General features: G+C 74.2%; 23 protein-coding genes. 11 read left to right on the plus strand and 12 right to left on the minus strand.

The genetic code is table 11. The features are described 5' to 3' along the window. Positions 1-165: 165 nt before the first annotated feature. Both GC722_RS01635 and GC722_RS01640 read right to left on the minus strand, forming a co-directional pair. Entirely contained in the window at positions 166-741 is a 576-nt protein-coding gene (locus tag GC722_RS01635; protein ID WP_156607364.1) for a mismatch-specific DNA-glycosylase, read from the minus strand. Then, positions 722-2,302, minus strand: a complete 1,581-nt coding sequence (locus tag GC722_RS01640) for a beta-N-acetylhexosaminidase (protein ID WP_156607366.1) — start codon at positions 2,300-2,302, stop codon at positions 722-724. The genes GC722_RS01635 and GC722_RS01640 overlap by 20 nt, the downstream gene beginning before the upstream one ends. A 201-nt stretch (positions 2,303-2,503) precedes the next feature. On the opposite strand from GC722_RS01640, the gene GC722_RS01645 reads away from it, so the two are divergent. The 6 genes from GC722_RS01645 to GC722_RS01670 all read left to right on the plus strand — a co-directional run bounded on the left by GC722_RS01645 (position 2,504) and on the right by GC722_RS01670 (position 6,031). Continuing rightward, on the plus strand, positions 2,504-3,439 hold the full coding sequence (locus GC722_RS01645) for a hypothetical protein (protein WP_156607368.1): 936 nt from the start codon (positions 2,504-2,506) through the stop codon (positions 3,437-3,439). A 153-nt stretch (positions 3,440-3,592) separates the two neighbouring features. Then, entirely contained in the window at positions 3,593-3,898 is a 306-nt protein-coding gene (gene rpsF, locus GC722_RS01650) for a 30S ribosomal protein S6 (RefSeq protein WP_156607370.1), read from the plus strand. Between the two features lie 142 nt (positions 3,899-4,040). Next, on the plus strand, positions 4,041-4,607 hold the full coding sequence (locus GC722_RS01655) for a single-stranded DNA-binding protein (RefSeq protein ID WP_156607372.1): 567 nt from the start codon (positions 4,041-4,043) through the stop codon (positions 4,605-4,607). A 123-nt stretch (positions 4,608-4,730) separates the two neighbouring features. After that, a complete protein-coding gene (gene rpsR, locus GC722_RS01660) occupies positions 4,731-4,949 on the plus strand; it encodes a 30S ribosomal protein S18 (protein WP_231747340.1) in 219 nt (72 codons plus the stop codon). Positions 4,950-4,966: 17 nt separating this feature from the next. After that, positions 4,967-5,413 (plus strand): 50S ribosomal protein L9, encoded by a 447-nt coding sequence (gene rplI, locus GC722_RS01665; protein WP_156607376.1) that lies wholly within the window; start codon positions 4,967-4,969, stop codon positions 5,411-5,413. Positions 5,414-5,563: 150 nt separating this feature from the next. Next, on the plus strand, positions 5,564-6,031 hold the full coding sequence (locus tag GC722_RS01670; protein WP_331714280.1) for an NUDIX hydrolase: 468 nt from the start codon (positions 5,564-5,566) through the stop codon (positions 6,029-6,031). A 13-nt stretch (positions 6,032-6,044) separates the two neighbouring features. Here GC722_RS01670 and GC722_RS01675 read toward each other — a convergent pair whose 3' ends face one another. From GC722_RS01675 to GC722_RS01685, 3 genes are all read right to left on the minus strand, one after another. Then, positions 6,045-6,782 (minus strand): tyrosine-protein phosphatase, encoded by a 738-nt coding sequence (locus GC722_RS01675; RefSeq protein WP_197429684.1) that lies wholly within the window; start codon positions 6,780-6,782, stop codon positions 6,045-6,047. Between the two features lie 23 nt (positions 6,783-6,805). After that, positions 6,806-7,459, minus strand: coding sequence for a GAD-like domain-containing protein (locus tag GC722_RS01680; protein ID WP_156607378.1), 654 nt, complete (start codon positions 7,457-7,459; stop codon positions 6,806-6,808). Positions 7,460-7,525: 66 nt separating this feature from the next. After that, positions 7,526-8,851 carry an MATE family efflux transporter gene (locus tag GC722_RS01685; RefSeq protein WP_331714281.1) on the minus strand — a complete coding sequence of 442 codons (1,326 nt, stop codon included), beginning with the start codon at positions 8,849-8,851 and terminating at the stop codon, positions 7,526-7,528. Between the two features lie 40 nt (positions 8,852-8,891). On the opposite strand from GC722_RS01685, the gene GC722_RS01690 reads away from it, so the two are divergent. Then, complete coding sequence (locus tag GC722_RS01690; protein WP_331714282.1) at positions 8,892-9,923, plus strand: alcohol dehydrogenase catalytic domain-containing protein; 1,032 nt, start codon at positions 8,892-8,894, stop codon at positions 9,921-9,923. A gap of 171 nt (positions 9,924-10,094) precedes the next feature. On the opposite strand, the gene GC722_RS01695 is transcribed toward GC722_RS01690, so the two are convergent. After that, positions 10,095-11,603 carry an MDR family MFS transporter gene (locus tag GC722_RS01695; protein ID WP_331714283.1) on the minus strand — a complete coding sequence of 503 codons (1,509 nt, stop codon included), beginning with the start codon at positions 11,601-11,603 and terminating at the stop codon, positions 10,095-10,097. Positions 11,604-11,855: 252 nt separating this feature from the next. Here GC722_RS01695 and GC722_RS01700 point away from each other — a divergent pair, with 252 nt between their 5' ends. Further along, positions 11,856-13,415 (plus strand): amidohydrolase, encoded by a 1,560-nt coding sequence (locus GC722_RS01700; RefSeq protein WP_197429685.1) that lies wholly within the window; start codon positions 11,856-11,858, stop codon positions 13,413-13,415. 25 nt (positions 13,416-13,440) lie between these two features. Here GC722_RS01700 and GC722_RS01705 read toward each other — a convergent pair whose 3' ends face one another. Beyond that, entirely contained in the window at positions 13,441-14,715 is a 1,275-nt protein-coding gene (locus tag GC722_RS01705; protein WP_331714284.1) for a YibE/F family protein, read from the minus strand. Positions 14,716-14,738: 23 nt separating this feature from the next. Here GC722_RS01705 and GC722_RS01710 point away from each other — a divergent pair, with 23 nt between their 5' ends. Then, complete coding sequence (locus tag GC722_RS01710) at positions 14,739-15,614, plus strand: DUF3152 domain-containing protein (RefSeq protein ID WP_156607384.1); 876 nt, start codon at positions 14,739-14,741, stop codon at positions 15,612-15,614. Beyond that, positions 15,611-16,573, plus strand: a complete 963-nt coding sequence (locus GC722_RS01715) for a DNA-3-methyladenine glycosylase family protein (protein WP_331714285.1) — start codon at positions 15,611-15,613, stop codon at positions 16,571-16,573. Before GC722_RS01710 ends, GC722_RS01715 begins: the two co-directional genes overlap by 4 nt. Before the next feature lie 40 nt (positions 16,574-16,613). Here the strand turns inward: GC722_RS01715 and GC722_RS01720 are convergent, their stop codons facing one another. The 5 genes from GC722_RS01720 to GC722_RS01740 form a co-directional block, all read right to left on the minus strand. After that, entirely contained in the window at positions 16,614-18,437 is a 1,824-nt protein-coding gene (locus GC722_RS01720) for a S8 family serine peptidase (protein ID WP_156607386.1), read from the minus strand. A 136-nt stretch (positions 18,438-18,573) separates the two neighbouring features. Beyond that, positions 18,574-20,016, minus strand: coding sequence for a sensor histidine kinase (locus GC722_RS01725; protein ID WP_331714286.1), 1,443 nt, complete (start codon positions 20,014-20,016; stop codon positions 18,574-18,576). A 13-nt stretch (positions 20,017-20,029) separates the two neighbouring features. After that, positions 20,030-20,725, minus strand: coding sequence for a response regulator transcription factor (locus GC722_RS01730; protein ID WP_156607388.1), 696 nt, complete (start codon positions 20,723-20,725; stop codon positions 20,030-20,032). Positions 20,726-20,735: 10 nt separating this feature from the next. Next, positions 20,736-21,227 carry a low molecular weight protein-tyrosine-phosphatase gene (locus tag GC722_RS01735; RefSeq protein ID WP_331714287.1) on the minus strand — a complete coding sequence of 164 codons (492 nt, stop codon included), beginning with the start codon at positions 21,225-21,227 and terminating at the stop codon, positions 20,736-20,738. After that, positions 21,224-21,616 (minus strand): phage holin family protein, encoded by a 393-nt coding sequence (locus GC722_RS01740; RefSeq protein ID WP_156607390.1) that lies wholly within the window; start codon positions 21,614-21,616, stop codon positions 21,224-21,226. Before GC722_RS01740 ends, GC722_RS01735 begins: the two co-directional genes overlap by 4 nt. 125 nt (positions 21,617-21,741) lie before the next feature. Here GC722_RS01740 and GC722_RS01745 point away from each other — a divergent pair, with 125 nt between their 5' ends. Beyond that, positions 21,742-22,152, plus strand: coding sequence for a hypothetical protein (locus tag GC722_RS01745; protein WP_156607392.1), 411 nt, complete (start codon positions 21,742-21,744; stop codon positions 22,150-22,152). Positions 22,153-22,301 lie beyond the last annotated feature (149 nt).

A 22,301-nucleotide genomic window follows, 5' to 3' on the forward strand; every position in this document is an offset into this window, starting at 1 on the left:
CCGGCGACGCCTCGGTGGCGGCCTACATCGGCCGGCACGGCTGGAACCGGCTGGCCACCGGGGGCGCGATCGAGCTCGACGAGCTGCTCGAGGCGATCGACACCTCCTACGAGCTGGTCGTGGCCACCCTGCCGCGCTCGCAGCGGCCCTGACCGTCGACCCCGCTCAGCCGGGACCGGGGAGCAGGCCCGCCTCCACCGCCGGCTCGGCGTAGGCACGGGCCAGGGAGTCCAGCGTCTCGTGGGCGTTGAGCCCGCTGGGGTTGGGCACCAGCCACAGCGCCGCCCCGGCCAGCGTCTCCTGCTGGCGGCCCAGCCGCGCCCGGCGGTCCCCGGTGGCGCTGCGCCAGGCCGTCACCCCGGCCACCGCCACCACCACCGGCCGGTGCTCGGCGACGAGGGCGTGCAGCCGCTCGAGCCCCGTCCGCAGCTCCTCGCGGGTGAGCTCGTCGGCGCGGGCGGTGGCCCGGGGTGCCAGGTTGGTGATGCCGATGCCGCGACGGATCACCGCGGCGCGGTCGGCGTCGGTGAAGCCGCTGCCGCGGTCGACGTCCAGGTCGACCACCCCGGCCCGTCGCAGGGCCGGCCAGAAGCGGTTGCCCGGGTGGGCGAAGTGGGTCTGGGTGGCGGCGGTCCACAGTCCCGGGTTGATCCCGACGAACAGCAGCCGCAGACCGGGACCGACCAGGTCGGGGACGCTCGTGTCGCGGAAGGCGTCGAGCTCAGCCCGGGTGAACCCCATCGACCTCTCCGGCCGGCACGCGCCGCCAGACGCCCGTGCCGCCCTGCTGGTGGGGCAGCGGGCCGCTCTCGGGTCGGTGGTTGATCCCCAGGGCGTCCAGCCGGGCGGTGTGCGCGGCCAGCCGTCCGGAGAACTCGGCGAAGCTGCGGCCCACGGGGGAGGACCAGGCGACCTCGGCGTGGGCGCATGCGCGCGGCCACAGCATGTACTCCACCCGGCGCAGGTCGGGGAGGTACTCGGTCCACACCTGGCACTGGGTGCCGAGCACGCGGGTGGCACTGACCTCGTCCAGGCCCGCCAGCGGTTCGAAGGCGTAGGCGTCCTCGGTGGTGATCAGCCCGCCGATCGCCCGGCGCTCCTCCGGCGCGTTCGAGGGGTAGTAGTCGAAGTAGGTGGCCGTCACCGGGGCCATCACCACCTCCAGGCCGGCCGAGGCGGCGGCGACGCCGTGCTCGGGTCCGCGCCAGGCCATCGCCACCGCGCCGGGCAGCGGACCCTCCTCGCAGATCTCGTCCCAGCCCACCAGCCGGCGGCCGCGCTCGGCCAGCCAGTCGCGCAGCTGCTCCGTGAACCAGCGCTGCAGGTGCCCGGCGTCGGGGAGCCCGCGGGAGGCGGCCAGCGCCTGGCTCTCGGGGCTGGCCAGCCACTGCACCCGCGGGGCCTCGTCGCCGCCGACGTGGATGAACGGGGAGGGAAAAACCTCGAGCAGCTCGCTGAACACGTCGAGGACCAGGGCCATCGACGTCTCGTCGGTGCTGATGACGTCGTCGTAGATGCCCGGGGCCACGCCCACGGCGTCGCGGTGGTGGCCGGGGACGGCCAGCTCGGGGTACGCGGTCAGGGCCGCGGCGACGTGGCCGGGGAACTCGATCTCGGGGACGACGGTGATGCCGCGCTGCGCGGCGTAGCCGACCAGGCCGCGGAGCTGGTCCTGGGTGTACCAGCCGCCGTGCGGGGTGCCGTCGACCGGGCCGTCCTTGCCGATCATCGTCTCCGCGCGGGTGCCGCCGACGGTGTGCAGCTCGGGGTGGCTGCGCACCTCGAAGCGCCAGCCCTGGTCGTCGGTCAGGTGCAGGTGCAGCACGTTGTACTTGTGCAGGGCCAGCTGGTCCACCAGGGCGTACAGGTCGCGCAGCGGCATGAAGTGGCGGCAGACGTCGATCATCACGCCGCGCCAGCCGAACCGGGGCTCGTCCTCCACCTCGACCGCCGGCAGCAGCAGGGGCTCGCTCGTCGGACCGGGGCCCAGCGCCGAGGGCGGCAGCAGCTGCCGCAGCGTCTGCACGGCCCAGCCGACGCCGGTCTCGCTGCCGGCGACCACCTGCACGCCGGTGCCGTCGACGCGGAGCCGGTAGGCCTCCGGCGCGAGCGCGGGGTCGAGGGCGACGTCGACGGTGCCCCGGGAGCCGGACGTCTCCAGCGCCAGCCCGGTGCCCGGACCCAGCAGCCGCCGGACCGCCGCCCGGCACCCCGGCGGACCGCTCAGCGTGGCCTCCGGAGTCAGCAGCAGCTCGCCGGCGAGCTGCTGCACGGACCTGGGCGCGGGGATCAGGGGACGCACGAGGCGTCAGTCTGGCACGCAGGACGCGGCGGGAGACAGACCCGGCCCTTGACTTCGCCGTGGCGCGGACGGATAAAGAAGGCAGGGCCTACTCGGGGGACGGTCATGGCTGCTCACGCTGCACCGCGCACGGCGCCCGGCGGTGCGGCCGCCACGGGTGGAGCGGGTGCGGCCGCCACGGGGATCACCACGTCGGACTCGGTGACCGTCCTGCTCGGCGTCCCGCTGCTGATGATCGCCACCGGTTTCGTCTGCCAGCTGCTGCGGCTCTCGGGCCCCGCGGTGGACCAGCTCCCCGCGCTGGTGGCGGCGGTGCCCGCCGTGGTCACCGTGGTGCGGAACAGGCGGCGGAGCCGGTCCCGGCCGGACCTGCCCGCGGTCAGCCGCGGGCAGCTGGCCCGTCCGGGCCCCTGGCTCGCCGGCGTCTTCGGCGTCGCCGTCCTCGTGGTCGACAGCCTGCTCGGAGCCGCCCTCGGGACGGTCGCCGGCGTCGCCATCTCCTCCTCCGGCGGCGACCCCGCCGCGCTGGGCGCCGCCATGTCCGGCAGCTGGGCCGTGGTCACCATGCCGGTGCTGGCGGTGCTCACCTTCCTGCTCGCGGCCCGCGCCGCGCACTACCTGCCCCGGCGGGCGGCCGGCTGGCTGCTGCTGGGGCTGGCCTTCTCGGGGCTGCTGCGCGGCTGCGTCATCGCGGTGGCCAGCGTGACCGGGATGATGGACGTCTTCGCGATGTCGGCGCTGCAGTGGCTGGGCGGCATCGTGATCATGCTGGTGCTGCTGGTCGTGCCGGTGCTGGCCGGCGTCTGGGTGTCGCGGCGGACGCACGACGTGTTCAGCGCCTCCGCCTTCTTCCGACGGCTCCCGCCCGAGCGCAGGCAGGAGGTCCTGGCCGCGCTGGGCGACTGGGTCGCCGGCCGCGCGCCCCAGGGGTGGCCGTTCCCGGCGCCGCCTCCGGGCCAGCCCGGACCGGTGACCCCGTCGTGGCCGTCACCGCAGCAGCCGCCCTGGTCGCCCCCGCAGCAGCCCTTCCCGCAGCAGGCCCGGCCGTGGCCACCCCCGCAGCAGCCCTCGCCCCAGCAGGCCCCGCAGTGGCCGCCACCGCAGCAGCCCGGGCCGTGGCCGCCCCCTCGACCCTGACGATTTCGTCGCGCCCGGCCGGTCGGGGTAGAGTTCGTCGCTGGTCGACCCGTCGACCGTGTCCGCCCACCCGTGTGGGAACGGACGAAGCAATCGCCCTCCTGCCATGGGGACGTCCCATGGCCGCCGAGACCAGAGGAGGTGGAGTACGCGATGCGCAAGTACGAAGTCATGGTGATCATCGATCCCGACACCGACGACCGCCAGGTGAACCCCATCCTGGAGCAGCACACCAAGGTGATCACCGACGCCGGTGGCACCATCGAGAACCTGGATGTCTGGGGCAAGCGTCGGCTCGCCTACGAGATCAACAAGAAGTCCGAGGGCATCTACGCGGTCATCGAGCTGACCGCCGAGCCCGACGCGGTCAAGGAGATGGACCGCCTCTTCACCATCAACGAGCGCATCATGCGCACGAAGGTGCTCCGCCCCGTGCCGGAGAAGAAGAAGAAGGACTGATCGCGCGCCCGTCCGCCAGCACAGCTGGTGGGGACGGGCGAGCAGGGGAGTTGTCCACCGGTCACGGCTGGGACGACCCGATCGGCCGAGCTGCGTGGCACAGTGACACCGACACCCATCCGAGACTGACACCGGAGACACCATGGCAGGCGAAACCGTCATCACCCTGGTCGGCAACCTCACCGCCGACCCCGAGCTGCGGTTCACCCCGTCGGGGGCGGCCGTGGCCAACTTCACCGTGGCCTCGACGCCCCGCACCTTCGACCGCCAGAGCGGCGAGTGGAAGGACGGGGACGCGATGTTCCTCAACTGCGCCGTCTGGCGGCAGGCCGCCGAGAACGTGGCCGAGTCGCTGCAGAAGGGCATGCGGGTCATCGTCCAGGGCCGGCTGAAGTCGCGGAGCTACGAGACCCGCGAGGGTGAGCGGCGCACGGTGTTCGAGGTCGACGTCGACGAGGTCGGCCCCGCGCTGCGCTACGCGACCGCCAAGGTCACGCGCACCAGCAGCGGTGGCGGCCAGGGCGGTGGCGGCGGCTACGGCGGCGGCCAGGGCGGAGGCGGCGGCTACGGCGGCGGCCAGTCCGGCGGCGGTGACCGGGGCGGCTTCGGCGGCGGCGGCCAGGACTCCTGGTCCGGCGGCGGCAGCCGTGGCGGCTCGGCCGGGTCCGACCCGTGGGCCCAGGCCCAGAGCGACGAACCCCCCTTCTGATCCACGTCCGGGTCCGCACCCGGTCCCCAGCACATCCGCCGGCTCCGTCCGGCAGGCACATTCCGGCGAGAGCCGGGCTCGAACACGAGGAGCACCACAATGGCCGCACAGCGCAAGCCACCGATGAAGAACAAGAAGGCCGCAGGGCCGGTGAAGACCGCCCGCGTGGGCAAGGTCGACTACAAGGACACCGCCACCCTGCGCAAGTTCATCTCCGAGCGCGGGAAGATCCGGGCCCGCCGGGTCACCGGGCTCTCCGTCCAGGACCAGCGCAAGGTCGCCACCGCGATCAAGAACGCGCGTGAGATGGCCCTGCTGCCCTACGCCTCCACGGCTCGCTGAGAAGGGACGGGACACAGATGAAGCTCATCCTGACCGCCGAGGTCGCGAACCTCGGCATCCCCGGCGACGTCGTCGAGGTCAAGGACGGCTACGGCCGCAACTACCTGCTGCCGCAGGGCCAGGCGATCCGCTGGAGCCGTGGCGCGGAGAAGCAGATCGAGGGCATCAAGCGGGCGCGTGACGCCCGCGAGATCCGCGGCATCGAGCACGCCCAGGAGGTCCGCACCCAGCTCGAGGGCCTGTCGGTCCAGCTGAGCGCGCGGGTCCACCAGGACCGGCTGTTCGGCGCCGTCACGGCCGCCGACATCGCCGGCGCCATCAAGAAGGCCGGCGGCCCGTCGGTGGACAAGCGCTCGGTCCAGATCGCCAAGCCGATCAAGACGCTGGGGCGTCACACCGTGGGTGTGAAGCTGCACGAGGCGGTCACCGCCCACCTGCCGGTGGAGGTCGTCCCCGCCGCCTGAGCGGGACCCTCTCGAGGCCCGTCGGACACCCGTCCGGCGGGCCTCGTGGCGTCCACGGCTGGTCGAGGGCGTGGCGTCCACGGCTGGTCTACGCGTGGCGTCCACGGCCGTGGCCCGGCGTGGCGTCCACGGCTGTGGCAGGGTTGGCGCGTGCCGGTTCCCGAGTTCATCACCGAGCTGCGGACGATGGTGGGCACCCACCGGCTGTGGCTGCCCGGTGTCTCCGCCGTGGTCACCGACGACGACGGCCGGGTGCTGCTGGGCCGGCGCAGCGACGACGGCCAGTGGGCCGTCCCCAGCGGCATCCTCGAACCCGGTGAGCAGCCCGGCGACGGCATCCTGCGCGAGATCGCGGAGGAGACCGGGGTGACCGCGCGCATCGAGCGGCTGGTCGCCGTGACCAGCGACGAGCCGGTCCACTACGGCAACGGCGACGTGGCCCAGTACCTCACCGTGCTGTTCCACTGCCGCTACGTCTCCGGGCGCGCGCAGGTGGCCGACGACGAGTCGACCGAGGTCGGCTGGTTCGCCCCCGACGAGCTGCCCCCGCTGCCGGCGGGTCAGCGGGCCCGGATCGACCGGGTGCTCGGGCCGCCGCTCGACCCCTGGCTGCCCTGAGAGGCCGCTGCGCTCAGCTGGTCAGCCTTTCACGCAGCACGCGACAGGTGGCCGCATCCAGACCGATGGTCGGGAGCCCGTGCTCGGCGGGGTCCCTGCCAGGCTCCAGCTCCTCGAGGAAGCGCAGCAGCCAGCTCCGGCTGGTACGCACCCACTCCTCCAGACCCGCACCGCGGGGCGCCTCGCGCGAACGGCCGGCAACGGCTTCGGCCTCCACCGCCCGTACGCCGAGTTCGTAGTCGTCGGCCACGGTGCCGCTAGCCACGCCAGCCACCACCAGCAGCAGGCTGGTGAGCAGACCGGTGCGGTCGCGCCCGGCGGCGCAGTGCACCAGGACGCCGCCCGGCCCGGCTGCGGCCACGGCGCGCAGGGCGTCCGACACGAGCTGCGGCAGCAGCCGCAGGTTGTGGGGGTAGTACTCGGGCGAGTCCAGGATCGCCCCGCACGACCGCATGAACTCCTCGTGGTCGTGGTCCTCGAGAGGACGGTGCAGCACGGTCAGCGACGACGGAGGTCCCTCGAGCACGGGGTCGTCGGACCGCCGTCCGCGCTCGTCGGCATTGCGCAGGTCGACCAGGGTGCGCACGCCTGCGCGTTGCAGGGCTGCCCAGCCCTCCTGGGTGAGCAGCTCCGGCCGGGGGCCGCGGAACACCCTTCCGAAGGTCGTCCACCCGTTCCGCGCGTGCGGCGTGGGCAGTCCGCCGAGGTCCCGGACGTTGGGGTAGCCGTCCCATTCCTGCTCGCGCTGCACCCGTGTGCCCTCGCCGTCTGCCGTCAGTAGTCGTCGCGGGGCTCGACCTGGCTGGGTCGGTAGCAGCGCAGCGCCGGGGTGTCGGCCTGCAGCAGGATCGACTGGGTGACCAGGGAGCTGCCGAGCGTGAGCTCGCTGGCGCGGTGCCGCCCGCCCATGGCCAGCGGCAGCCGGTAGGCGAAGCCCTCGGTGATGTCTGGGACCCCCAGCCGTTCCACGGCCTCGGTGTAGTGGCGGCTCTCCAGCACCCGCAGCTGGTACTCCGGGTCGCCGAAGCGGCGCAGCGCCAGCTCGAAGTCCTCGCCCCGCTCCGAGACGATGTCCATGGCCCCCCAGCGCAGCTTCATCGCGGTGAAGGTGCCCGACTCCGGGATCCACACGATGGTGTCGTTCAGGGCCGTGAGGAACAGCGGCACGCCGGAGCGCAGGGTCACGCCGCCGTCGGCCTGGAAGGCGACCGGGTCGACGACGCGGACGAACCCGTCGCCCACCAGGCCGATCCCGTGCTCGCGCCACATCCGCAGCACCGGCTCGGGCAGCTCGCCCTCGTACCTCTCGATGGTCGACGCGGGCATCTCCGACACGGTGCGGAAGACCGGGAAGATCGGTCCTGTGTGCTGGACCGGTGCGGCCTGCTCGGGCTCGGGTCGACGGGTCCAGCGTGAGAACAGCCCCACGGTGCCTCCTCCTTCGTCAGCGGGTCGGCGCCAGGGTGGCACACGCCGGGGTCCCGGACCCACCGCTCAGACCCCCAGCCGCATCCAGCGCGTCCCGCGGGCCCGCGCCACCAGGGCCACCGCCCGCGCCAGCATCCACACGCAGTACGCCGCCCACAGCCACGCCAGCCCCGCACCGCTCCAGCCGACCAGCGCCGCCAGCGGCACGTACACCACCGTGGTGGCCACGCTGGCCAGGGCGAGGTAGCGGGCGTCCCCGGCGCCGATCAGCACGCCGTCGAGGACGAACACCACGCCGCTGAGCGGTGTCACCACGGCGACCACCACCAGCACCTGCCGCACCAGCGACTGGACCGCAGGGTCGGGGGAGAACAGCGGCACGTACAGCGGGCTGGCCGCCCACACCACCACCCCGAAGACCACCCCGGCCACGACGCCCCAGCCGACCATCCGCCGCATCAGGCTGCGGACCACGCCCGCCTCACCGGCCCCGAGGTAGCGGCCGACGATGGCCTGGGCGGCGATGGCGATCGCGTCCAGGGCGAAGGCCAGGAACACCCACAGGCTGTTGACCACCTGGTGGGAGGCCAGGGTCACCGCCCCCAGCCCGGCGGCCACCGCGGTGGTGGTGAGGATGGTGCCCTGCATCGCCGCCGTCCGCAGCACCAGCCACACGCCGGTGCGCACCGCCGCCAGCACCCCGCCCGGGTTCCAGCGCCAGTGCACGCCCTCACGCCGCGCCCCGCGCAGCACCGTCCTGGCCAGGAACACCGCTCCGGCGCTCTGGGCCAGCACCGTCCCGGTGGCGGCGCCGGCGATGCCCATCCCGGCGCCGTAGACCAGCACGACCGACAGCACCATGTTGACCACGTTGGTGCCGATGGCCACGTAGAGCGGGGTCCGGGTGTCCTGCAGCCCGCGCAGCACGCCGGTGGCCGCCAGCACCACGAGCACCGACGGCAGCCCCAGGGCCACGATGCCCAGGTAGCGGCGGCCCTGCTCGACCACCACCGGGTCGTCGGAGTAGAGGTCGACCAGCGGACCGGCCCCCAGGCCCACCACGGCGGCCGCGGCCACCCCGATGAGCAGGGCCAGCGTCATCCCGTCCAGACCACCGGCGAGCGCGCCCCGCAGGTCGCCCGCGCCGAGGCGCCGCGCCACCGTGGCGGTGGTGCCGTAGGCCAGGAAGATGCACAGCGAGACGACGACGCCGACCACGCTGGCCGCCGCACCGAGCCCGGCCAGGGACTGGGTGCCGAGGTGCCCGACCACGGCGGTGTCGACCATGATCAGCACCGGCTCCGAGAGCAGGGTGGCGAAGGCGGGCAGGGCCAGGGCGAAGATCTCCCGGTCCAGGCCCCGCCGCTGCTGGGAGGTGGTCTCGGCAGGCACCGGACCACCGTAGGTGCTGCCGCGCCCCTAGGGTGGTTCGGTGCGCGCAGTGAGCTACTCCCGGTACGGGGAGCACCCGCAGCTGGTCGAGCGGCCGGCGCCGCGGTGCCCCGCCGACGGGGTCGTGGTGCGGGTGGAGGCGACCGGCGTCTGCCGCTCGGACTGGCACGCCTGGCGCGGCCACGACCCGGTGCCGCTGCCGATGGTCCCCGGTCACGAGTTCGCCGGCACGGTGCACGAGGTGGGCGCGGACGTCCGGGGCTGGCGGGTGGGGCAGCGGGTCACCGCCCCGTTCGTGCAGGGCTGCGGGCGCTGCAGCTGGTGCGCGGCCGGCGAGGCGCAGGTGTGCCCCGACCAGCAGCAGCCGGGGTTCACCCGCGACGGCAGCTTCGCCGAGCTGGTCGTGGTGACCGCGGCCGAGCTCAACCTGGTGGCGCTGCCGGACGCGGTGGACCCCGTCTCGGCCGCCGCCCTCGGCTGCCGGGTGGCCACCGCCCACCGGGCCCTGACGGTCCACGGCCGCCTCGCCGCCGGGCAGTGGCTGGCCGTCCACGGCGCCGGCGGCGTCGGCTTGTCGGCGGTGATGATCGGACGCGCGCTGGGCGCCCGGGTGCTCGCGGTGGACGTCAGCGCGGCGGCCCGGCAGCGGGCGTCCGAGCTGGGGGCCGAGGTCGTGCTGGAGCCGGGGGAGCGGCTGGCCGAGCAGGTGCGCGAGGTGACCGGGGGCGGGGCGCACGTGTCGGTGGACGCGGTGGGTGCCCCGGCCACCGTGGCCGCCTCGGTGCACTGCCTGCGTCCCCGCGGCCGGCACGTGCAGGTGGGTCTGCTGCTCGGCGCCGACGCGCTGCCGCCCGTGCCGATGGGGCCGGTGGTGGCCTCCGAGCTGTCCCTGCACGGCTCCCACGGCATGGCCGCGGTCGACTACCCGGCGCTGCTGGAGCTGGTCACCACCGGTGCGCTGCGGCCCGCGGAGCTGGTCGGCCGGGTGGTGGGGCTCGCCGAGGCCGGGGACGTGCTGGCCACCCTCGACGCCCCGCAGCCGGTGCCGGGGATCACCGTCGTCCGCCTCTGAGGCGGGCGGCCCCTGGGCGCTCCTGGCAGCCAGGAGCAGGAACTACACCCGTGTAGTTCTCCCCAGCTGTGGACGCGGCTGTGGATGCACGCAGGCTGTGGATGTACGGAGGGCCCGGGACGAGTCGTCCCGGGCCCCCCGTGCATCCACAGCCCCCGTGCGCGTCAGGCGTCAGGCGTGGGCGGTGACCTCGGCGCCGCCGACCAGCTCGGGGCCGTCGGCGCGCTCCAGGTCGTCGCTGCGGTCGTCCTGGGCCGCGGGCGGGCGTCCGGGCAGCATCACCGCCAGGGCGACGGCGGCCAGGGCCAGCACCGCCGCGACGGTGAACGCCAGCTCGATGCCGCCCATGTGCGCCTGGACGCTCGGCGTCCCGGACTCCTCCAGGGCGGCCCAGCGCACCGACATGACCGTCACCAGCAGCGCGGTCCCGGCACCGCCGGCCACCTGCTGCAGCGTGCCCACGAGCGCGGAGCCGTGGGAGTACTGCCGCGGCGGCAGGCTGTTGAGGGCGGCCGTCATGGTCGGGGTGAAGGTGAGACCCAGGGTCAGCATCATCACGGTGTAGAGGACCACCAGCAGCACCATCGGGGTCTCCAGGTCGGCGCGGCCGAACAGCAGCAGCAGCGCCGCCAGCGCGGCCACCCCCGGCAGCACCAGCACCCGCGGGCCGACCCGGTCGTAGAGCCGGCCGACGAGCGGACCCATCAGGCCCATCATCACCCCGCCCGGCATCACGAACAGGCCGGTCTGGGCCGGGCTGAGCCCCCGCAGGTCCTGCAGGTAGATCGGGATCAGGATGCCGGAGCCGAGCAGGGCGCCGAAGGCCACCATCATGATCCCCAGGCCGATGGTGAAGGTGCGGCTGCGGAAGGTCCGCAGGTCGAGCAACGGGCGGTCCTGCTTCTGCAGCCCCAGCTGGCGCAGCACGAACAGGGCGAGCGCGAGCACGCCCACGCCGAGCGGCACGAGCATGGTGGCGATGTTGCCGCCGAAGCTCTCACCGAGCTGCGTGAGGCCGTACACCAGGCCGCCGAAGCCGAAGGCCGACAGCACCACCGAGAGCACGTCGACCGGCGCCTTGGAGGTGGTGCCGAAGTTCTTCAGGCGGAACGCCCCGGCCACCAGCATGGCCAGCGCGATCGGCAGCACCAGCCCGAAGACCCAGCGCCAGCCGAAGGCGTCCTGAATCAGGCCGGATGCGGTCGGTCCGAGGGTGGGGGCGACCGCGATGACGATGGAGATGTTGCCCATCACGCGTCCCCGGCGGGCGATCGGCACCAGGGTCAGCACGGTGGTCATCAGCAGCGGCATCATCACCGCGGTCCCGCTGGCCTGCACGATCCGGCCGACCAGCAGCACGGCGAAGGTGGGCGCCAGCGCGCAGGCCAGGGTGCCGGCGCTGAACAGCCCGAGGGACAGGAAGAAGACCGTGCGGGTGGTCAGCCGCTGCAGCAGGAAGCCGCTCAGCGGGATCACCACGGCCATGGTCAGCAGGAAGGCGGTCGTCAGCCACTGGGCCACGGTGGCGTCGACGGAGAACGCCACCATCAGCCGGGGCACGGCGACCGACATCGTGGTCTCGTTGAGGATGAGCACGAAGGCCGACAGCAGCAGGATGGGGATGATCCCGCGGGTGTCCTGGCTGGGCGGCGCCTCGGGGCGGGGCAGGGTCTGGGGCACAGCGGGTCCTTCCAGGCGGGTCATGTCGGTGTCGACCCGGGTGAGCAGAGGAACTCGTCGTCGAGTATGAGAGGCCCGGGCGCGCGGCAACCGGGACGCGCTCGAGCGTATCGAAGTCAAGCCGTCGGCACCGACAGTTATTCCCGCCCGCAGGGGAGCTTCCGGGCGGACCCGGGGACCTCCCCGGCGCGCCCGCGTTCACACCGGGGCGACCTGCTGCCGCGGGGCCGCCCGCGGTGGCAGACTGCGCGCGTGCCGCAGCCGTACGACCCCGTCGCCAGCCCCTTCCGACCCCTGCTGCTGCGCGGCGTGCGACGGGTGGCCGTGTCCGGCCGGCGGGACGAGGAGCCGGTCGACGTCCGGCTGGCCGACGGCCGGGTGGCCGAGGTGGGACGGCGGCTGGCCGCGGCCGGGGCGGAGGTCGTCGACGCCGGCGGCAGCTGGGCCCTGCCGGGGTTGTGGGACCAGCACGTGCACCTGGGCCAGTGGGGGATGACCTTCAGCCGGCTCGACACCGCCGGCGCGGCACGTCCCTCCGACGTGCTCGACCAGGTCGCGGCCCGGGTCCGTGAGCTCGACGCCGCCGGCGCGCCCCGCCAGCAGGTGGTGACCGGGTTCGGGCACCGCACCGGCGCCTGGTGGGAGCCGGCCCGGGTGGACGAGCTGGACCGGGTCAGCGGCGGTCACCCGGTGGTGCTGATCAGCGGTGACGTCCACAGCTGCTGGATGAGCTCGGCGGCGCTGTCCCTGCTGGGGCTGCCGCCGCGCACGGGCCCGCTGGAGGAGCTGGAGTGGTTCCAGGTGCAGCCGCGGCTGCTCCAGCTGCCCGGTGCGGCCGAGCAGAACGAGGCCGGCGTGGCCCAGGCCGTGCGGGCCGCCGCCGCCCGCGGCGTGGTCGGCGTCACCGACTTCGAGTTCGCCGCCAACCACCGGCTCTGGCCCCGGCGGCTCGCCTCGGCGGCGCTGCCGCTGCGCGTCCGGGCCGGCGTCTACCCCGAGCTGCTGGAGGAGGTGGTGGCCCTCGGGCTGCGCACCGGGTCGCCGCTGGCGCCCGAGCACGACCCCGCCGGGCTGCTGCGGATGGGACCGCTCAAGATCATCTCCGACGGCTCCCTCAACACCCGTACCGCCTGGTGCTGCGAGCCCTACGCCACCAGCTCGGCGCAGCTGGCCGGGCAGCCCACCACCGGCACGGTGAACTACCCCGCCGAGCAGCTGGCCGACCTGCTGCGACGGGCCACCGCCGCCGGGCTCGAGGTGGCCGTGCACGCGATCGGGGACGCCGCCGTCGGAGCGGCGGCGGACGTGTTCGCCGCCACCGGCGCCCGCGGCAGCGTGGAGCACGTGCAGCTCGCCCGGGTCGAGGACCTCGCCCGGCTCGCCTCGCTGGGGGTGCGGGCCAGCGTCCAACCGGTGCACCTGCTCGACGACCGCGACGTCACCGAGCTCAACTGGCCGGGCCGGGCGGACCGCTGCTTCATGTTCCGCACCATGCTCGACCTGGGCGTCGAGCTGCGGTTCGGCTCCGACGCGCCGGTCGCCCCGCTCGACCCGTGGCAGGCGATGGCCGCCGCGGTGCACCGCTCGGGCGACGACCGCGAGCCCTGGCACGCCGAGCAGGCCGTCACCGCCGCCGAGGCGCTCGCCGCCTCCACCGACGGCGTCCCCGCGCTCGTCCCCGGGGCGCCGGCCGACGTCGTCCTGGTCGACCGGGACCCGCTGGCCGAGCAGCCCGGCAGCGCGGCCGTGGCCGCCCACCTGCGCTCGGTGCAGGTGCTGGCCACCGTGGTGGCCGGCCGGCGCACCGTCTGATCCTTCCCCTCGGAAGAGGCCGGGGTCACTGGATGTCGAGCAGCTCGTCGCCCTCGTTGCGGGGGCGGCTCTGGTCGGGGGAGAGCTCGGGCTCGCCCTCGCGGCGGGTCAGGCTGACCAGGGCCGCACCGACCGCGGTGGTGAGCGGCAGCGCCGCCACCAGGCCGATCGAGCCCACCATGGTCCGCAGCACCTCGCCGGCGAACTGCTCCTGCTGCACGACCTCCAGCAGCGGGCGGCCGTAGATGGTGATGAGCAGCAGCACGCCGAGGGTGGCGCCGGCGGTGGCGAAGGCGATGGTGTAGACGGTGGAGGCGATGTGGTCGCGGCCGATCCGCATCGCCCGGCTGAAGATCTTGCCGGCGTCCTTCTCGGTCTCGGCCAGCTCCCAGACCGCGGAGGCCTGGGTGATCGTGACGTCGTTGAGCGCGCCCAGGCTGGCCACGATGATCCCGCAGATGACCACGGAGGTGAGCTGGAGGTCCGGCGCGGAGTTGGACAGCAGGAAGTCGTCCTCGGCCGCCACCCCGGTCAGGTGGGCCCACTTCACCGCCGCGAACGACAGCGCCGCCGAGATCACCAGCCCGAACAGCGTCCCGATCAGGGCCGTGGACGTCCGCGCGCTGAACCCGTGGGTGGCATACAGGACGACGAACATGATCGCGGCGCTGCCGATCAGCCCCACCATCACCGGGTTCGATCCGCTGACCAGGGCCGGGAACATGAACTGGATCATCACGAACCCGGCGAAGCCCAGCCCGAGCATCGCGATCAGCCCGCGCAGCCGCGCCACCGCCACGATGGAGCCGATGAACAGCAGCCCGAAGACGGTCAGCGGCAGCTGGCGGGAGAAGTCGGAGAACTGGTAGCCGGCGGGGGCGTCGGGGATCGGCACCCGGATCAGCCGCACCCGCTGCCCCGGCTCGACCCCGGAGGCGTAGACGGCGGCGGTCAGCGTGACGTTGACGGTCTGGCCGCGCTCGGGACCCTGCAGCATCTCCACCGACAGGTCGGCGCAGGTGCTCTCGAAGCTCGGGTTGGACCCCTCCAGGCCGTCGCAGTTGATCTCGTTGACCGCCGTCACACGTCCCTCGGGGGTGGTGACGCCCTCCACGGAGTAGGTGGAGGCGTCGGAGCGGATGTGCTGCTGCACGTCCGTCGGCCACATCGCGATCAGCCCGACCAGCGTCCAGACCGCCAGCGGCACGAGGACCACGACCATGATCCGCATGGCCCGCCGCTGCCGCTCGGCCGACTCCGGGCTGCCGGGCCCGCTGTGGTGGAGGTGGGTGTGAGACACGCTGTCGCCTAGTCTTGGTGGTCGTGACTGAGCCGACGGACACTCCGCCCGCCGTCGCCGAGCACCCTACCCGAGCGCGCTCGGGTGCTCCGGGTCGTGCGCGGCCCCGGCGGAGCGTCCCGCGGGAGTCCAACTTCCGGCTCTGGGTGCTGGTCGCCGTGCTGCTGCTGGTGCTCCCGCTGGCCATCCTCGGCGTCCGTGGCATCAGCGCCGCCCAGCAGGCCGGCCCGGCCCCCGCCCCCGACGGGCTGGCCGCGGCCGCGACGGCCAGCGCGGAGCCGACGCCGGGACCGGAGCCCACCCAGGAGCCGGCGAAGCCGAGGAGCAAGCCGAAGCCCGAGAAGACCCCCGAGCCCGAGGTGCCGGCCCGCGGCCCCCAGGAGTACGTCACCGTCGACCTCTCCGCCGGTCCGACCAGCCGGGACGGTGAGCTGCTGCGCTACCGCGTCCGGATCGAGGAGAACCTTGCGCTGGACCCCGAGGACACCGCGACCGAGATCGCCGACGTGCTGGGCGACGAGCGCAGCTGGCGCGGCGACGGCTCGGTGCGCTTCCAGCTGGTCGGTCCCGGGGAGGACGTGGACTTCACCATCTACGTGGTGACGCCGGGCACCACCGACGCCCTCTGCGCACCGCTGCGGACCAACGGCGAGGTCTCCTGCCGCAACGGCGACAACGTCGTCCTCAACGCCAAGCGGTGGGTGCTCGGGGCCAAGCCCTTCGGCGACGACCTGACCGGCTACCGGCAGTACCTGGTCAACCACGAGGTCGGGCACCGGCTGGGCTACGACCACGTCGACTGCCCGGCGGCCGGGGAGCCGGCGCCGATCATGATGCAGCAGACCAAGTCGGTGGGCGACTGCGAGCCGCACCCGTGGGTGAAGCCGGGCGACCGGTGACCCTGGTGACCGGCGGGACCGTCCGCACGGTCCGGCTGGACGGCGACCCGCGGCTCTGCGTGGACCACAACCTGGCCAAGCACCGCCACGGCCAGGGCGACCCCACCCACCGGCGGCTCGGGCCGGGGCGGTGGTGGCGGGCCAGCCGCACCCCCGAGGGTCCCGCGACCAGCTCCTGGGTCTCGCTGGCCGACGGCGTGCGGGTCGAGGCGTGGGGACCCGGCGCGGAGTGGACGCTGGCGCAGGCGCCGCGGCTGCTGGGCGCCGAGGACGACCTGGCCTCCTTCCGCCCCGCCCACCCGGTGCTCGCCGAGGCGGCGCGACGCCACCCGGGGCTGCGGATCGGGGCCAGCGACCGGGTGCACGAGGCCTACACCGCGGCCTGCCTGGAGCAGGTCGTGACCGGCAAGGAGGCCTTCCTGGCCTTCCGGCTGCTGGTGCAGGAGTTCGGCGAGCCGGCGCCCGGACCCGCGCTCGACCCGCACTCCAGCGCGGCCGGGCTGCGGCTGCCGCCCGCGCCGGCGGTCTGGGCCCGCATCCCCAGCTGGCGGTACCTGGCGGCCGGGGTGGAGCAGCGCCGCAGCGCCCCGCTGGTCCGCGGGTCGCTGCGGGCGGACGCCCTGGAGCGCACGCTCGGCCTGCCGCTGCCGGCCGCCGACCGTGCGCTGCGCTCGGTCCGGGGCGTCGGGCACTGGACCTCGGCCGAGGTGCGCCAGCGCGCCCACGGGGACACCGACGCCTGGAGCGTCGGCGACTACCACGTCGGCGGGGCCATCACCTGGGCGCTGCTGGGGGAGAAGCTGGACGACGCCGCCGCGACCGAGGTGCTGGAGCCCTACCGGGGCCACCGCTACCGGGTGCAGTGCCTGCTGGGCATGCACGCCGGACGTCCGCCGCGTCGCGGCCCCCGGATGACCCTGCCCACCCACACCCCGCGGGCGACGCGGGGCCGGTCCTGAGCCCGCACCCGACGGCCGGAGCCGCCGGGTGCGCGGGCGGTCAGCGGGCGGTGGCGGCGGCGGAGGCCGGCGACTTGGCGCCGGCGCCCGCCGCGTTCACCCCGTACACCGAGACGATGTAGGAGCGGCCGCGGACGAGCCCGGGGACCGAGCCCCAGGTGACGTCGCCGTCGACCCGGCGGGTGGTGGTGCTGCCGCCGGAGGTGGGACGCGCGGTGATGACGTAGTGGTCCACCGCCCCTCCCGACGGCCTGTCCCAGTCCGCCCGCACCGACACCGAGCGGTCGTCGGTGTAGCCGGACTTCAGCACCGGCCTGGCGGGACGGCCGGGCTTCTGCACCACGGCGGCCTCCAGCCAGGCGCGCTTGGGACCGGTGCCGACGGCGTTGATGGCGGTGACGCTGAAGGTGTAGCGGTGCCCGGGCACGAGGTCGGTGAAGGTGGAGGAGCGGCTGCCGGCCGAGACCACCTTGGTGACCGGGCCGCGGCCGGAGGCGTCCTCGTCGGAGCGGGTCACCCGGTAGCCGGTGATCGGCCTGCCGCCGTCGCGCACCGGCGGCGCCCAGCGGACGGTGGTCGAGCGCGCGGCGTGGTCGAGGTCGGCCCTGGTCGAGGTGGGCACGCCGGGCTTGCGGAAGTCCACGTCGGAGTAGACCAGCCGGTTCGGGGTGCCGGCCGGGTCGCGGACGACGTCGAGGGTGGCGTCGCTGCGGATCGCGGCCCAGACCTGCTTCACCGAGGCCCTGGGCTGGCGCTCCAGGAAGCGGGCGACCACGCCGGTGACGTGCGGAGCGGCCATCGAGGTCCCGTCGAGCACCTGGGTGCTGGTGCGGGAGCTGATCCAGGCCGAGCGGATCCCGACGCCGGGGGCGAAGAGGTCGACGCAGCCGCCGCGGTCGGACCAGGCGGGACGCCGGTCGCTGCTGTCGGTGGCGGCCACGTTGATGACCCCGCCGAGCCGGCCCGGGCTGGAGGAGCAGCCGCTGACGCCCTCGTTGCCGGCGGCCGTGACCACGGGCACGCCCTGGTTGTAGAGGCTGCCGATGACGTCCTCGAGGTCCTCGATGATCTCCCGGCCCTCGGCGGGCAGCTCGCTCACGTACGCGCCGCCGGAGAAGTTGACCACCACGCGCTCGTGCACCTGCCAGGCGAGCACGTCCTCGAAGGCGTAGAGGACGTCGCTGAGGTAGCCGTCGCCGCGGCAGTCGAAGACGCGCAGCGGCAGGATCCACGCGCCGGGCGCCGCGCCCAGGGTGCGGCCGGCGGCGGTGCCCGCCACGTGCGTGCCGTGGCCGTTGCAGTCCTGCGGCGTCTCGTCGTAGTCGAAGTAGTCGTAGCCGTCGAGGACGCGGCCGCTGAACTGGTCGTGGGAGTCGTTGATCCCGGTGTCGACCACCACCACCACGGTGCCCTCGCCGGTGGTGGGGGTGGTGTACCGGCCGTTCCCGGTGCGGCTGCGCTGGTCGATGCGGTCCAGCCCCCACGGCACCGTGGAGGTGGCGCTGGTGGAGACGGTGGTCGGGGCGAGGCGGATCCTCACGTCACGCACCACGTCGGTCACCTGCGGGTGCGAGCGGAGCCGCGCCGCCTCGGTCCCGGTGAGCTCGGCGGTGAAGGCCTTGGAGGCGCCGGGGCTGAACCGGGCCACGGGGCCGACCTCGCCGTCGGTCCGCTCGGCCAGCTGCTCGGCGACCGGTGCGCTCTCGGTCTGCACGAGGTAGCGCTCGGCGTCCTCCTCGGCGTGCCCGGCGACGGGGCTGAGACCGAGCAGCAGGGTGGCGCCCAGGCCCAGCCGGAGCGTGGAGCGCAGCAGGCGGCGCAGGGACGGAGCCCGCTGCGGGGCCGGGGCGGGGGCGGGGGTCACGGGTGCCTCCTGACGACCGGCTCTGGCAGCCGGCAACCGGTCCCGGTGCCCGGTCCCGCGAGGAAGATAGGGGTCCGGCGGCTGCGGCGGCCAGTAGCGGGTCGGGAATCGTTGTGGGGCCGTGACCAACCCGGGGTCAGTCGCTGACCCGGGTGAGGATCTGGGTCTGCTCGTCGGCGTCCTCGTCGAGCTCGGCCAGGGTGGTGCTGCCGGGCAGCTGGACGGTGAACTCGGCCCCGCCCTCGGCGGAGCGGCCGGCCCGCACCCAGCCGCCGTGACGGGCCACCGTGGTGGCCACGATGGACAGCCCCAGCCCGGTGCCGGGGGTGTTGCGGGAGGAGTCTGCCCGGTAGAAGCGGTCGAAGATGTGCGGCAGGTCCTCGTCGGCGATGCCGGGGCCCTGGTCGGAGATCCGCAATCGGTCGCCCTCCAGCAGCACGTGGATGGTGCCGCCGGGCGGGGAGAACTTCACCGCGTTGTCGAGCAGGTTGGTGATGGCCCGCTCGAGGGTGTCCGGCTCGCCCACCAGGTACAGCGGGTTGAGCTCCACGTCGAAGGTGAGCCCGGGCCCGCGCCGGCGCGCCCGCTCGATGGCGTTGCGGGTCACCTCGCGCAGGTCGATCGGCTCGGGGGAGGGGTCCACCCGGTCCTCACGGGCCAGCTGCACCAGGTCGCCGACCAGGGTGGTGAACTCCGAGAGCTGGGCGGCGACGTCGCGCAGGATGTCGGCGCGGGCGCCCTCGGGCAGCATCCCGGTGCGGTCGTCGGCCACCAGCAGCTCGATGTTGGTGCGCAGGCTGGTCAGCGGGGTCCGCAGCTCGTGACCGGCGTCGGCGATCAGCCGCCGCTGCCGCTCCCGCGACAGGCTGAGCGAGGAGAGCATGGTGTTGAAGGAGCGGGTCAGCTGGGAGAGCTCGTCGTCGCCGTGGACCTCGATCGGGTCCAGGTGGTCGGTGACGGTGACCCGCGACACCGCGGCGCTGAGCTCGCGCAGCGGCTGCAGGCTGGAGCGCGCCACCGCGTAGCCGATGAAGGCCGAGCCGACGATGGCCAGCACCCCGAAGCTGCCCATCACCAGGGCCAGCGAGGACAGGATGGAGGTGTAGGGCTGCAGCGGCCGCCCGATCACCAGCGCGTAGTCGCCGTCGTCGTCCACCACCTCGGGCATCGGCACGGCCACGATCCGGTAGGAGCTGCCGTTGTCGGCGCGGCCCTCGCGGGCCGACGAGCCCTGCTGCAGCCGCGCGATGGCCATCTCCTCCGGGCCCCAGACCAGGGACGTCGGGGCGCCGGGGACGCGCATCACCGCCCCGTCGCTGCGCAGCACCAGCAGCGACACGTTCACCGTCCGCAGCGCCTCGGCGTCGAGCCCGCCCAGGGTGCTGATGTCGGCGGCCACCGACTCCGAGGTGACGGTGGCCACCTCGATCAGCTCGTCGTCCAGCTGCTGGTACAGCGACACCCGGGTGACCAGCCAGCCGCCCAGCCCGGTGATGAGGACCGTGCAGGCGACCGCCAGCGCGGTCAGCACGGAGATGCGGCGCCCCAGCGAGGGTGCGCCCAACCACTTCCAGATCACGGCGCCGTCCGGGTCACGGGGGCGTTTCGCGCAGCACGTAGCCCACGCCACGCACCGTGTGGATCAGCCGCGGCTCGTTCTCGGCCTCGGTCTTGCGCCGCAGGTAGCCGATGTAGACCTCGAGGGAGTTCGCGGTGGTGGGGAAGTCGAAGCCCCACACCTCGTTCAGCAGCCACCCCCGCTCGAGCACGCGGCGCGGGTTCTCCATGAAGGCCTGCAGCAGCGCGAACTCGGTGCGGGTGAGGCTGATCGGGCGCGAGCCCCGCAGCACCTCGCGGGTCTGGGTGTTGAGCGAGAGGTCGCTGAAGGTCAGGTGCTGGGCGGTCGGGTCCAGCGACTCGTTGACCGTGCCGGCGCGCCGCACCAGGGCGCGCAGCCGCGCCAGCAGCTCCTCGAGGGAGAACGGCTTGGCCATGTAGTCGTCGCCGCCGGCGTCGAGGCCGTCGACCCGGTCGCCCACCGCGTCGCGGGCGGTGAGCACCAGGATCGGCACGTCGTTGCCGGTCGAGCGCAGCATGCGGGTGGTCTCGAGCCCGTCGAGCCGGGGCATCATCACGTCCATCACGACGGCGTCGGGCCGGACCGCCGAGAGCCGTGCCAGGGCCTCCACGCCGTCGCTGGCGGTGCTCACCTCGTAGCCGCTGTACTGCAGGGAGCGGGCGAGGGAGTCGCGGACGCCCTGGTCGTCGTCCACCACCAGGATGTGCATGGCGCTCACTCTAGGCGCTGTGCTGCTCGAGGTGCCGGAACAGCCCCGGCAGGGCAGCCTCGATGCTGGCCAGCGTGTCGCCGAAGCCGTCCTCGTCGCCGTACCAGGGGTCCGGGACGCCCGTCCCGTCCGGGGCGGCGGGGTCGAAGTCGGTCAGCAGCCGCACGTTGGGGTTGCGCCGCCCGGTGATCTGCTCCATCCGGCGGACGTGGACGTCCTCCATCGCCACCACCAGGTCGGCCTGCTCGATCTCCTCGGCGGTGACCTGGTGGGCGGAGTGCCCGTCGGCGTCGTGGCCGGAGCGCTCCAGCCAGGCACGGGCCCGGGGGTCGATCGGGTTGCCGATCTCCTCGGTGCTGGTGGCGGCGCTGGTGAACTCGACGTCGGTCAGGCCCTGGTCGGCGGCCCAGCTGCGGGCCACCCGCTCCGCCATCGGGGAGCGGCAGATGTTGCCCCAGCAGACGAAGACGACGCGGCGGGTGCGCCCCGGCCGCCCGCTCACGCCCGGGCTCCCCGGCGCCGCCGCCTGCGGTCGGGCAGGAAGGCGTTGAGGACGAAGCTGACCACCGAGATGATCAGCGCACCGAAGAGGGCGTTCCAGAAGCCGTCGACGTGCCAGCCGAGGTCGAGCAGGCCGCTCACCCAGGAGGTGAGCATCAGCATGAGGGCGTTGATCACCAGCAGGAAGATCCCCAGCGAGAGGATCACCACCGGCAGCGTGACGGCGGTGAAGACCGGCTTCACCACGGCGTTGACCACACCGAAGACGAGGGCCACGGCGAGCAGCACCAGCACCGTGCGCAGCAGGTCCCCCTCACCCAGCCGGATCCCGGGCAGCAGGAGGGTCGCGACACCCAGGGCCGCGGCGTTGGCGAGCAGTCGGAGCAGCATGCCGCCATCGTCCCACGTGGCCGCGGACGGACCGGCCGCCTCCGGTGCCGTTCAGGGTCGCCCCCGGGCCGGCTCGGGGGCGTTCGGCGGCCCGGCGGGGCGCCCGGAGCACTACGCTCCCGACCATGGAGAGCATGCCCCCGGCGGAGCGTCACCGTCCCCGGTCGAGCGAGACCGCCCGTGACGTCGAGGCCGCGCTGGCTGCGCGCCGGGAGCTGGGGCCGGACTACGAGGACGCGCTGGCCGCGGGGCTGGCCGAGCGGGTCGAGCAGCTCGCCGCGGCCCGCAGCGCCGAGCTGCGGCAGGCGGCCACGGCGGAGTCGTCGTGGGAGCGGATCGAGCGGACGTCCCGCACCCAGCGGTTCGTGCTCGGCATCATCTCCCTCGGCGTCGGGGTGCCGGTGACGGCCATCAGCGCCCTCAACGTCGAGCCCGGCCTGCTCGGTGTCGCGGTCTCCTGGGCCGGCATCGTCGGGGTCAACGCCGTCTTCGCCCTCGGCAACCGGGGGTCGCAGCGCCGCCCCGAGCGCCGCTGACCCCAGACCGGCGCCGCGGCGGGTCCGCAGCGCCGGGTCGGAAGAAATTTCCGGAAACCGTGCACTGACTGCACAATGAGTTTGTTTCGGCCGCCGACATTGGGGTTGGATGAGAGGTACCTCCCCGCTCGTACCTCTGGTCAGGACGA

It is taken from the genome of Auraticoccus cholistanensis, assembly GCF_009742705.1.
Classification (GTDB): Bacteria; Actinomycetota; Actinomycetes; order Propionibacteriales; family Propionibacteriaceae; genus Auraticoccus; species Auraticoccus cholistanensis.

Coding starts and splice junctions, on each gene's coding strand:
- GC722_RS01635 (WP_156607364.1), bottom strand. CDS start 741: ATGGGGTTCACCCGGGCTGAGCTCGACGCCTTCCGCGACACGAGCGTC.
- rpsF (WP_156607370.1), top strand. CDS start 3,593: ATGCGCAAGTACGAAGTCATGGTGATCATCGATCCCGACACCGACGAC.
- GC722_RS01655 (WP_156607372.1), top strand. CDS start 4,041: ATGGCAGGCGAAACCGTCATCACCCTGGTCGGCAACCTCACCGCCGAC.
- rpsR (WP_231747340.1), top strand. CDS start 4,731: ATGAAGAACAAGAAGGCCGCAGGGCCGGTGAAGACCGCCCGCGTGGGC.
- rplI (WP_156607376.1), top strand. CDS start 4,967: ATGAAGCTCATCCTGACCGCCGAGGTCGCGAACCTCGGCATCCCCGGC.
- GC722_RS01730 (WP_156607388.1), bottom strand. CDS start 20,725: ATGCACATCCTGGTGGTGGACGACGACCAGGGCGTCCGCGACTCCCTC.
- GC722_RS01740 (WP_156607390.1), bottom strand. CDS start 21,616: ATGCTGCTCCGACTGCTCGCCAACGCCGCGGCCCTGGGTGTCGCGACC.
- GC722_RS01745 (WP_156607392.1), top strand. CDS start 21,742: ATGGAGAGCATGCCCCCGGCGGAGCGTCACCGTCCCCGGTCGAGCGAG.